Source organism: Blautia sp. ZXY-1-C6 (assembly GCF_056339875.1).
On sequence record NZ_JBWJVQ010000157.1, the window covers coordinates 1 to 11847 of the forward strand.

General features: G+C 44.0%; 7 protein-coding genes. All 7 read left to right on the forward strand.

From position 1 onward, the window contains the following. The first annotated feature begins 169 nt into the window (after positions 1–169). The 7 genes from AC075J_RS06805 to recD2 all read left to right on the forward strand — a co-directional run bounded on the left by AC075J_RS06805 (position 170) and on the right by recD2 (position 11833). Positions 170–1489, forward strand: coding sequence for an IS4 family transposase (locus tag AC075J_RS06805; RefSeq protein WP_476390172.1), 1320 nt, complete (start codon positions 170–172; stop codon positions 1487–1489). A gap of 318 nt (positions 1490–1807) precedes the next feature. Further along, positions 1808–3616 carry a translation elongation factor 4 gene (lepA, locus tag AC075J_RS06810; protein WP_055199720.1) on the forward strand — a complete coding sequence of 603 codons (1809 nt, stop codon included), beginning with the start codon at positions 1808–1810 and terminating at the stop codon, positions 3614–3616. Between the two features lie 101 nt (positions 3617–3717). Next, a complete protein-coding gene (locus tag AC075J_RS06815) occupies positions 3718–4074 on the forward strand; it encodes a hypothetical protein (RefSeq protein WP_025578510.1) in 357 nt (118 codons plus the stop codon). A 29-nt stretch (positions 4075–4103) separates the two neighbouring features. Further along, on the forward strand, positions 4104–5246 hold the full coding sequence (gene hemW, locus AC075J_RS06820; protein ID WP_055199721.1) for a radical SAM family heme chaperone HemW: 1143 nt from the start codon (positions 4104–4106) through the stop codon (positions 5244–5246). 160 nt (positions 5247–5406) lie between these two features. Then, entirely contained in the window at positions 5407–8247 is a 2841-nt protein-coding gene (gene uvrA, locus AC075J_RS06825) for an excinuclease ABC subunit UvrA (RefSeq protein WP_022380114.1), read from the forward strand. A 253-nt stretch (positions 8248–8500) separates the two neighbouring features. Continuing rightward, positions 8501–9490, forward strand: a complete 990-nt coding sequence (gene mreB, locus AC075J_RS06830) for a rod shape-determining protein (protein WP_008706145.1) — start codon at positions 8501–8503, stop codon at positions 9488–9490. A 78-nt stretch (positions 9491–9568) separates the two neighbouring features. Then, positions 9569–11833 carry an SF1B family DNA helicase RecD2 gene (gene recD2 / locus AC075J_RS06835; RefSeq protein WP_008706143.1) on the forward strand — a complete coding sequence of 755 codons (2265 nt, stop codon included), beginning with the start codon at positions 9569–9571 and terminating at the stop codon, positions 11831–11833. The last annotated feature ends 14 nt before the right edge of the window (positions 11834–11847 follow it).

Below are 11847 nucleotides of genomic sequence, written 5' to 3' on the forward strand. Positions count from 1 at the left end.
TGTTGCTTGTTAAACGGGCAATGCTCTCTCTGATACCTGCTTGATATTTCCTAAAATATTACTTGACAAATACTCCTCAATATGCGGCGTTATTACTGATCAATCAGTAATAACGCCCTTTGATTAGGCACTGTTATTTTTAATTACTTAATCAAAGGAGTATTTATTTATGAACTATTCAGATTCTATCAAAGCTATTTTACTTGCTGCTATCAATGATCTTTCCAAAACACCGGAAAAATATGCTGTCAAACCCGGAGTTGATTTTATCAGAAACAGAAAACTTGGTTTTAAAGATTATATGCTGATGTTTCTGACTATGGAAGCTGACTGTATCAGGGAAGAACTGTACCGTTTTTTCGGACGTACTATCGATGCACCTTCCAAAGCGGCTTTTTACAGACAGCGTAAAAAGATCAGGGAAGATGCTTTTCGGAATCTTCTTCTTGCTTTTAACAGGAAACTTCCTAAAAAACTATATAACGGTAAATATGAATTCTGGGCCTGCGATGGTTCTTCCTGTGATATTTTCCTTAACCCTGAAGATAAGGATACCTATTTTGAACCAAATGGTAAATCTACCAGAGGATTTAACCAGATCCATATCAATGCTATGTTTTCTTTACTTGATAAGCGTTTTACTGATATTTTAGTCCAGCCTGCCCGAAAGCGAAATGAGTATTCTGCTTTTTGTTCCATGGTTGATTCTGCAGATATCCATGAACACTACAAAGTCATTTTCTTTGGGGACAGAGGTTATGCTTCTTACAACAACTTTGCCCATGTGATTGAAAAGGGGCAGTACTTCCTTATCCGATGTAACGATAAAAGAGCTTCCGGAATGATGGGATATCCGGTTGATACCCTGCCAGCTTTTGATGAAGATATCTCTCTTATACTGACGAGGTCTAAAGCTGTAAGCAAATATTCCAGACCTGAACTATTCTCTTCATACCGATACATTTATCAGAATGCTCCGATGGATTATCTCAATGATCAAAGAACGGAATATGACCTTGCTTTACGTTTGTTACGCGTACAGCTTGATGATGGCTCTTATGAAAACATTGCTACGAATCTTCCAGAAGAAGAGTTTAAAGCTGAAGATTTCAAAGCTCTTTATCATCTGAGATGGCAGGAGGAAAACTCTTTCCGAGATTTAAAATATTCCCTGTGTCTGAAAGCGTTTCACTCAAAAAAATATGATTATATTGTGCAGGAAGTATGGGCAAGAGTTATTCTATATAATTTCAGTTCCAGCATAATCATAAATGTAACTATTGATCGGGAAGATCGTGCTTATGAATATCAGGCGAATTATTCATCCGCGCTTAAAACATGCAGGGATTTTTTAAGGATTCACGATGGGATAACAAAGATAAATGTAGAAGGTCTGATCGCTCAAAATATTGAGCCGATCAGACCTGGAAGAACCTTTGCCCGCCAGCATAGGTTTAAACTCCCGATGAGTTTTTGTTATAGACATTAGCATTAACTCATATATTACTATATTTCATCTTTAGACAAATTTCAATGTTAAATATTGATTTTGTCTTTTTGTTATACCCAAATTTCAGTAAAACATTGTATCTTAATCCCTCAATATCCCCTTTTTTATCATAATCAAATCCTTCTGCTGATATTTTCATCAATGCAGTATTAGCAAATTGCTTAAGTTAATGACATTGGGAGTGAACAGTAACTGTTTCTGTGCGTCTCTGTAGATAAATAGATGACAAATCCTCTCCCCATATGCTATAATACAAAATTATAGTAAATAAGAAAGAACTCAGGAGGGAATCCCTTAATGATAGACCAGAGCAAAATCAGAAATTTCTGTATTATTGCACACATAGACCACGGCAAATCCACTCTTGCCGACCGAATCATCGAAATGACCGGCACTCTGACAGAACGTGAAATGCAGTCACAGGTACTGGACAACATGGAACTTGAAAGAGAACGTGGAATCACCATTAAATCTCAGGCAGTACGAATCGTATACAAAGCCAAAGACGGCGAAGAATACATCTTCAACCTGATCGACACCCCCGGCCATGTAGACTTCAATTACGAAGTATCCCGAAGCCTTGCAGCCTGCGACGGTGCAATCCTGGTAGTAGATGCAGCTCAGGGAATCGAAGCCCAGACACTGGCAAATGTATATCTTGCCCTTGACCATGACCTGGATGTCCTTCCAGTTATCAACAAAATCGACCTGCCAAGTGCAGAACCGGATCGTGTGGTAAATGAAATCGAAGATGTCATCGGCCTTGAAGCCCATGATGCACCAAGAATTTCTGCTAAAACAGGACTTAATGTAGAAGAAGTCCTGGAACAGATCGTAACAAAGATCCCGGCACCGCATGGTGATGTAGATGCACCATTAAAAGCCCTGATCTTTGACTCCGTTTATGATGCATACAAAGGCGTTATTGTATTCTGCCGTGTCATGGATGGCCGTGTGAAAAGAGGCACCCAGATCCATATGATGGCAACAGGTTTTACCACAGAAGTTGTGGAAGTCGGATACTTCGGTGCAGGTCAGTTCATTCCATGCGAGGAACTGACAGCAGGTATGGTAGGCTACATTACAGCCAGCATCAAAAATCTTGGCGACACCCGTGTAGGTGATACAGTTACAGACAAAAACAGACCATGTGCAGAAGCACTTCCGGGCTATAAGAAAGTAAACCCTATGGTGTACTGCGGATTATACCCGGCAGACGGTGCCAAATACGGTGATCTGAGAGATGCTCTTGAGAAGCTTCAGCTCAATGATGCCTCTCTGTTCTATGAACCAGAGACATCCGTAGCCCTTGGCTTTGGTTTCCGATGTGGTTTTCTGGGATTGCTCCATCTTGAGATTATTCAGGAGCGTCTGGAAAGAGAATACAACCTTGATCTTGTGACCACAGCTCCCGGTGTTATTTATAAAGTATACAAAACTAACGGCGAAGTTATCAATCTGACAAACCCAAGCAATCTGCCGGATCCATCAGAGATTGAATACATGGAAGAACCAATGGTAAATGCCGAGATCATGGTAACAACTGAATTTATCGGTGCAATTATGGATCTTTGCCAGGAACGAAGAGGGCAGTATCTGGGAATGGATTATATGGAAGAAACACGTGCGCTTCTGAAATATAAGCTGCCGTTAAATGAGATTATCTATGATTTCTTTGATGCCCTCAAATCCCGCTCCAGAGGCTATGCTTCTCTGGATTACGAACTCTGCGGATATGAGCGCAGCGAGCTTGTGAAACTGGATATTCTGGTAAACAAAGAAGAAGTGGATGCTCTTTCCTTTATCGTACATGCAGATACAGCATATGAGAGAGGCCGTAAGATGTGCGAGAAATTAAAAGACGAGATTCCCCGCCAGCTTTTTGAGATTCCGATCCAGGCAGCTGTCGGAAGCAAGATTATTGCCAGAGAGACAGTCAGAGCCATGCGTAAGGATGTACTTGCCAAATGTTACGGCGGTGATATTTCCCGTAAGAAGAAACTTCTGGAGAAACAGAAGGAAGGTAAGAAACGTATGCGTCAGGTAGGCAATGTGGAGATTCCGCAGAAAGCATTTATGAGTGTATTGAAACTGGATGATAAATAAAGTATGAATGGTAACTATTCGGCAGCCTGCTGTCCACATAACTGTGAAGGTACTGAACAGTTATCTGTGAATAGTGCTCATCTCAACAGAAGGTTAAAATATTGAAGAAAATGATTAAGCGAAAAACAGTTATACTATGTATGTTATTGCTTGGAATTTCTGTCTCCGGATGTGGGAAAACCAGGGAGGTAGATGAAGCGTCCTCCAAAGTGATCCAGATCAGTGTTGCGCCGGAAGAGACAAGTCCCACTCCGGCACCGGATCAGGTAGCTTCCGCAGCAGTTACCACCAATGGTAATCTAACAATGGTAAATACGTATCTGGCAGAGCAGGATGCAGCAGGTATCTCATCTGCGGAAAGTTCAGACAGCCAAAGTGATGCCGACAGTACAGATAACAGTGTCGACTCAGCAGATAACAATGAGCAAGACAGCAGTACATCAGATACTGAGGAATAGAAAACAGGTCATAACAGGAGCAGATTACAATGGAGAGAAGGAATATCACAGATTCTCCCATGGAAATCTATGTCCACATTCCATTTTGCATAAAAAAATGTGATTACTGTGATTTCCTTTCCGGTCCGTCAGGTCCAAAGGAGCAGGCTGATTATGTAGATGCTCTGCTTGAAGAAATCAATGCAGCAGAAGAAGGAAAAGGAAGGAGTGTATCCTCTGTATTTATTGGAGGGGGCACTCCTTCTGTTTTGGATGAGAGATTCATAGGAGAAATTTTAAATCATATAAGACGAAAATTTCAGATTGCGGATCATGCTGAGATCACCATAGAAGTAAACCCGGGGACTGCAGACAGAAACAAACTGCAGGCATACAGAACATATGGAATCAACCGCCTGAGCATAGGTTTACAGTCGCCGGATGACAGAGAACTGAAGATCCTTGGAAGAATCCACAATTATGAGCAGTTTCTGGAGACTTACAGAAGTGCAAGAGAGGCAGGGTTCGACAATATCAATATTGATCTAATGAGTGCGATCCCGGATCAGACTTATGAAGGATGGATCCATAATCTTCGCACTGTTGCAGGACTGGATCCGGAACATATTTCCGCATACAGCCTGATCATTGAGGAGGGCACACCTTTTGCATCGCGGACGCTGAATTTGCCGGATGAAGATGCGGAGTACAATATGTATGAGGCAACAGCACAGATTCTGAGAGAATATGGCTTTGAGCAGTATGAGATTTCCAATTACGCAAAGAAAGGCAGAAAATGCAGGCATAACGTGGGCTATTGGATCCGACAGGATTATCTGGGGTTTGGCCTGGGAGCTTCCTCTCTTTATGGAAAGGAACGTTTTGCCAATACACAGGATATGAAAAAATATCTGGAAAACAGCAGAACACCGGAAAAAATAAGAGAAAAAGAGCCGCCCCTCACCAGAGAGGATGAGATGGCGGAGTTCATGTTTCTGGGACTTCGTATGACCAGAGGAATCTCAAAAGCTGAGTTTGAGCGACAGTTTGGCAGTGAAATAGATGCAATATACGGGGATGTTCTGAGAAAATATAAGTCAATGGGACTGCTTTTGGAAGAAAAAGGAAGGATTTTTCTGAGCAGAGATGGAATCCATGTAAGCAATTCCGTTATGGCGGATTTTTTGCCGTAAACGCCTTGACGAACAAATGTTCCTGTATTATACTGATGCCATGAGGATTGCGGGGCAGCGAAACTGCGCACAATCCATGAATATCATAACATACGAAAAAGGTGTAACTGTTAAGGTAAGAAACAGTTATTATTTATAAATGAGAAACAGGAGGCCCACAATGGCAGCAGATACAACGAAGAAGCACTTTATCAGGATCAGAGGTGCCAATGTTAATAATCTTAAGAATTTAAGTGTGGATATTCCCAGAGACAAGTTTGTGGTATTTACAGGACTGAGTGGCTCCGGTAAATCTTCACTGGCTTTTGATACCATCTATGCAGAGGGACAGCGCCGTTATATGGAATCTCTCTCTTCCTATGCAAGACAGTTCCTTGGACAGATGGAGAAGCCGGATGTGGAGAGCATCGAAGGTCTGCCGCCGGCCATTTCCATTGATCAGAAATCTACCAACCGCAATCCCCGTTCCACAGTAGGAACAGTGACAGAAATCTATGATTATTTCCGACTTCTGTATGCCAGAGTGGGAATCCCTCATTGTCCGAAGTGCGGAAGAGAGATTAAGAAGCAGACAGTTGACCAGATGGTAGACAGTATCATGTCTTTTCCGGAGAGAACGAAGATCCAGCTTCTGGCGCCTGTTGTGCGGGGGCGCAAGGGAACTCATGCAAAGCTTCTGGAGCAGGCAAAGAGAAGCGGATATGTACGTGTGCAGATTGACGGAAACCTGTATGAGCTTTCCGAGGAGATCAGTCTGGACAAGAATATCAAGCATAATATAGAGATTGTGGTAGACCGTCTGATCGTGAAGCCCGGGATTGAGAAAAGACTCTCAGATTCCATTGAGACAGTGCTGGATCTGGCAGAGGGCCTTCTGATGGTAGATACTATGGATGGAAATATCCATAATTTCAGCCAGAGCTTTTCCTGCCCTGACTGCGGTATCAGTGTGGATGAGATTGAACCGAGAAGCTTTTCTTTCAATAATCCTTTTGGTGCCTGCCCGGATTGTCTGGGACTTGGGTATAAAATGGAATTTGATATTGATCTGATGATCCCGGATAGATCTCTGAGTATCCTGGATGGTGCCATTGTGGTCACAGGATGGCAGTCCTGCACAAATGAGGGAAGCTTTTCCAGGGCAATCCTGGATGCTCTTGCCAGAGAATATGATTTCAGCCTGGCAACACCTTTTGAGGAGTATCCGGAGAAGATACAGGACATTCTGATCAACGGAACTAATGGACATTCTGTAAAGGTTTACTATAAAGGGCAGCGCGGAGAGGGCGTTTACGATGTGGCGTTTCCGGGGCTGATCCGAAATGTGGAGCAGCGTTACAGAGAGACAGGCTCTGATGCCATGAAGCAGGAGTATGAATCTTTCATGCGCATTACTCCATGTAAAACCTGTAAAGGTCAGAGACTGAAGAAGGAATCACTGGCTGTGACTGTGGCGGATAAGAATATTTATGAGGTCACCAATCTTTCCATAGAGAAGCTGAAAGCCTTTCTGGCGGATATGCAGCTCTCCGAGCAGCAGCAGCTTATCGGCAGACAGATTCTGAAGGAAATCAGGGCAAGGGTAAGTTTCCTGTCAGATGTAGGACTGGATTATCTTTCATTGGGACGTGCGACAGGAACTCTTTCCGGCGGCGAGGCGCAGAGAATCCGTCTGGCTACCCAGATTGGTTCCGGGCTGGTAGGAGTTGCCTATATTCTGGATGAACCGAGTATCGGACTTCACCAGAGGGATAATGACAGACTTCTTGGTTCTCTGATGAAACTGCGTGATCTTGGAAACAGCCTGATCGTTGTGGAGCATGATGAAGATACCATGCGTGCCGCAGACTGTATTGTAGATATAGGTCCCGGTGCAGGGGAGCATGGCGGACAACTGGTTGCCATGGGAACTGCAGAGGATTTGATGAAGAACGAGGATTCCATCACAGGAGCTTATCTGAGCGGAAAATTAAAAATTCCGGTACCTTTGGAGAGACGGAAGCCAACCGGTTTTCTTACTGTCAAGGGGGCGGCAGAGAATAATCTCAAGAATATCGATGTGAAGATACCTCTTGGGATCATGACCTGTATCACAGGAGTTTCGGGCTCAGGTAAGAGCTCTCTGATCAATGAGATTCTTTATAAACGCCTGGCAAGAGATCTGAACCGGGCAAGAGTGATTCCGGGAAAACATAAGGACATTCTGGGAACAGACCAACTGGATAAGGTTATCAATATTGACCAGTCACCTATTGGCCGTACTCCACGTTCCAATCCTGCGACTTATACCGGGGTATTTGACCAGATCAGAGATCTTTTTGCAGCAACAGCAGATGCCAAGGCAAAAGGATATAAGAAAGGACGATTCAGTTTTAATGTAAAGGGCGGAAGATGTGAGGCATGCAGCGGTGACGGTATTATCAAAATTGAGATGCATTTCCTTCCGGACGTATATGTACCATGCGAGGTCTGCAAAGGTAAGAGATATAACAGAGAAACCCTAGAAGTAAAGTATAAGGATAAGAATATTTACGATGTGCTGAATATGACGGTGGAGGAAGCACTGACTTTTTTTGAGAATGTTCCTTCTATTAAAAGAAAGATACAGACTCTTTATGATGTAGGACTTTCCTATATCCGGTTGGGACAGCCTTCCACAGAGCTTTCCGGAGGAGAGGCACAGAGGATCAAGCTTGCCACAGAGCTGAGCAAGCGCAGCACAGGTAAGACTATCTACATTCTGGATGAGCCTACCACAGGTCTGCATTTTGCGGATGTGCATAAGCTGGTGGAGATTCTGAAACGATTATCGGAGGGCGGTAATACAGTAGTTGTGATCGAGCATAATCTGGATGTGATTAAGACCGCAGATTATATCATTGATATCGGACCGGAGGGCGGAGACAAAGGAGGTACCGTAGTTGCTCAGGGAACTCCTGAGGAGGTGGCACAGTCACCGGTTTCCTATACCGGAAAATATGTAAAGAAATATCTGAAATAATCTTGAAATCATATTGCAGGACTTTCTTTTTAAATGGAAGTTGTATATAATAGAAGAGATTATTTATAGCAATTCTCGTAAATAATATATTTTGATCCGGCTTATCAGGATGTGAAGCCCTGTTGGACTGTTTTGATCGCATTATTTTATGGAGTTGTTATAACTAAACCGGATAAGTCCCCGGTAGAGACTGTAAAAAGTAATGATCAGTTGAAGGGGATGAGGAGAACGTAAGAACAGAAAGGGGATTTCCATGCCGACAAGTGATATTGGAATTGACCTGGGAACCAGGAACAGTCTGGCTTATTCTACAGGAAAGGGGCTTGTGCTAAATGAGCCTTCGATCGTAGTTTATGATAAAAATACAGAGAAGATACGTGCAATCGGTGAAGAAGCCCGTCTGATGGAAGGGCGCATTACTTCAGATATGGAGATCATCCGTCCCATCAGACAGGGCGTGATCGTTGATTATACAGTTACAGAGAAGATGTTGAAATACTTTATATCCAGAGCAATAGGAAGAAGAGCTTTCCGCAAGCCCAGGATCAGTATCTGTGTTCCCAGTGGAATTACAGAGATTGAGAAAAAGGCAGTGGAGGAAGCAACCTATCAGGCTGGTGCCAGAGATGTCTATATGGTGGAGGAACCTATAGCTGCGGCAATCGGAGCCGGGGTGGATGTGACCAAGCCCTTTGGAAATCTGGTCGTAGACATTGGAGCCGGAACTTCGGATGTTGCGGTTATCTCTCTTGCGGGGGTTGTGGTTTCCGCTTCTGTGAAAGTTGCAGGGGACACTTTTAATCAGGCTATACTGAACTATGTGAGAAAGAATCATGGACTTTTTATCGGAGAAGATATGGCAGAGAAGATCAAAATTCAGATTGGTACGGCTATAGAGGAATCAAATCCGAGAACAATGGAAGTAAAGGGGAGAAATGTGATCACCGGTCTGCCGAAGACAGTGACACTTACCTCAGAAGAAATACGTGTGGCGTTAAAGGATGCTACAAGCCAGATTGTGGAGACTGTTCATGGAATTCTGGAAAAGACACCGCCGGAACTGGCTGCGGATATTGTAGACAGAGGAATCGTACTTACAGGCGGCGGTGCCCTTCTTCATGGGATGGATACACTGATCGAGCAGAGAACCGGGGTAAGTACACTGACTGTGCAGGATGCAATGAGCGTGGTCGCAGTGGGAACCGGTAAGTATGCAGAGGTAATGGCACGTTTTGACGGATAAAGCAGGAGGTACTGCACAGTGCAGTGCCTTTTTGCGTTGTCAGAGGCTCAAAGAAGCAGGAGGTGTGGAGAAAAGCACATGAGTGAAACTGTCACAGGATACATAGATCATGTTATTTTCAGAAATGAAGATAACGGATATACAGTTATGGTACTGAAAGGTACAAAAAAAGAGGAAGAGCTGACCTGCGTGGGAAGTTTCCCTGCGATCACACAGGGGGCATCTATTGAAGCAACCGGAGTATATATCCATCATCCGGTATATGGCAAACAGTTTCAGATCAGTTCTTTTACAGAGAAGATGCCGGAGGATACATATGGAATAGAACGTTATCTGGGTTCGGGCGCCATCAGGGGAATCGGTGCTGCACTGGCTGCCAGGATCGTGCGGAAGTTTGGAGATGACACACTCCGTATCGTAGAAGAAGAGCCGGAGCGGCTTGCAGAGGTAAAGGGGATCAGTGAGAAAAAAGCCCGGGAGATCGCTGCGCAGGTAAGTGAGAAGGCAGAGATGCGAAAAGTAATGATCTTTCTGCAGAAATATGGGATTTCCCTGAACCTGGGCGCAAAGATTTATCAGAAATATAAGGAATCTGTCTATACGATCCTTCAGGAGAATCCTTACAGACTTGCGGAAGATATTTCCGGTGTGGGATTTAAGATTGCTGATGAGATTGCTGCCAGAGTCGGTATTCACGCAGACTCAGATTACAGAATCCGCAGCGGAATGCTGTATACTCTTCTGCAGGCTTCGGGAGAAGGACATACTTATCTTCCGAGGGAACAGTTATTTACAAGATGTGCCAGACTTCTGGGAGTAGATGAATCCTATATGGAGAAACATCTTATGGATATGGTTATTGACAGGAAGCTGGTGCTGAAAGAAAAAAGCGGAGAAACTATCGTTTATCCGGCACAGTATTATTATCTGGAACTGAACACTGCCAGGATGCTTAATGAACTGAATATTGTGTGTCCTGAGGATAAAGAGCTTGTCAGGCACAGAATTGAGCTGATCGAGAAAGAGACAGGAACTGTTCTGGATGAAATGCAGAAGAAAGCAATCACTGAAGCAGCGGATCATGGACTCTTTATTCTTACAGGAGGCCCCGGTACAGGTAAAACGACAACGATCAATGCGATCATCCGCTTTTTTGAGGGAGAAGGTGCAGAGATTCGGCTGGCTGCACCTACCGGACGTGCTGCAAAGAGAATGACAGAGACTACCGGATATGAGGCGCAGACAATTCACCGTCTGCTGGAACTGAATGGAATGCCGGAAGAAGAGAGGGACGGGCATTCAGCTAAATTCGAGAGGAATGCGCAGAATCCGCTGGAGGCAGATGTGATCATTATTGATGAAATGTCTATGGTGGATATCCATCTGATGCATTCTCTTCTTCTTGCAGTGGTAGCAGGAACCAGACTGATCCTTGTGGGGGATGAGAATCAGCTTCCGAGTGTAGGCCCGGGCAATGTGCTGAGAGATATTATCCGAAGCAGATGTTTCCATGTAGTGGAACTGACTAAGATATTCAGACAGGCATCAGAGAGTGATATTGTTGTAAATGCTCATAAGATAAATAAGGGAGAACAGGTTCAGATCAATAATAAGAGCAGAGATTTCTTTTTTCTGAAGAGATATGATGCAGATATCATTATAAGAGTAGTGATCGCGCTGATCCAGGAGAAACTGCCGCGCTATGTAGATGCCAAACCCTTTGAGATACAGGTACTGACACCTATGAGAAAGGGACTTCTGGGAGTAGAGCGGCTGAACCAGATCCTGCAGAGATACCTGAATCCGCCGGAAGACGGGAAATCCGAGAGGGCGGTTGGAGACCGGCTGTTCCGCACAGGGGACAAGGTCATGCAGATCAGAAATAATTATCAGATGGAATGGGAAATCCGGGGACGATATGGGGTTGTCATTGAGAAAGGCGTGGGAGTATTTAACGGAGACACCGGAATCCTCAGGGAAATCAATGAATTTGCTGAGACAGCAGAAGTGGAATTTGAGGATGGACGTTTTGCAATGTACTCGTTCAAACAGCTGGAGGAACTGGAACTTGCATATGCTATTACAATCCACAAGTCTCAGGGATCTGAGTATCCGGCAGTCATACTTCCATTGCTTTCCGGACCACAGATGCTTTTAAACAGGAACCTTCTTTATACCGCAGTTACCAGAGCAAGAAAATGTGTGACGGTTGTGGGAAAAGAGGAGACCTTTGCAGAGATGATACGCAATGAAAAACAGCAGAAGAGATACAGTGCACTGGATGAACGGATCAGAGAACTGAGTGAGACTACAGGGGATAATAATACAGATGGTGAAGAATGATATTGCAGACTGTG

Bases quoted from the DNA above. Each gene is read 5' to 3' on its own strand.
- hemW (WP_055199721.1), top strand. From the start codon at position 4,104: ATGGAGAGAAGGAATATCACAGATTCTCCCATGGAAATCTATGTCCAC.
- AC075J_RS06805 (WP_476390172.1), top strand. From the start codon at position 170: ATGAACTATTCAGATTCTATCAAAGCTATTTTACTTGCTGCTATCAAT.
- uvrA (WP_022380114.1), top strand. From the start codon at position 5,407: ATGGCAGCAGATACAACGAAGAAGCACTTTATCAGGATCAGAGGTGCC.
- recD2 (WP_008706143.1), top strand. From the start codon at position 9,569: ATGAGTGAAACTGTCACAGGATACATAGATCATGTTATTTTCAGAAAT.
- lepA (WP_055199720.1), top strand. From the start codon at position 1,808: ATGATAGACCAGAGCAAAATCAGAAATTTCTGTATTATTGCACACATA.
- mreB (WP_008706145.1), top strand. From the start codon at position 8,501: ATGCCGACAAGTGATATTGGAATTGACCTGGGAACCAGGAACAGTCTG.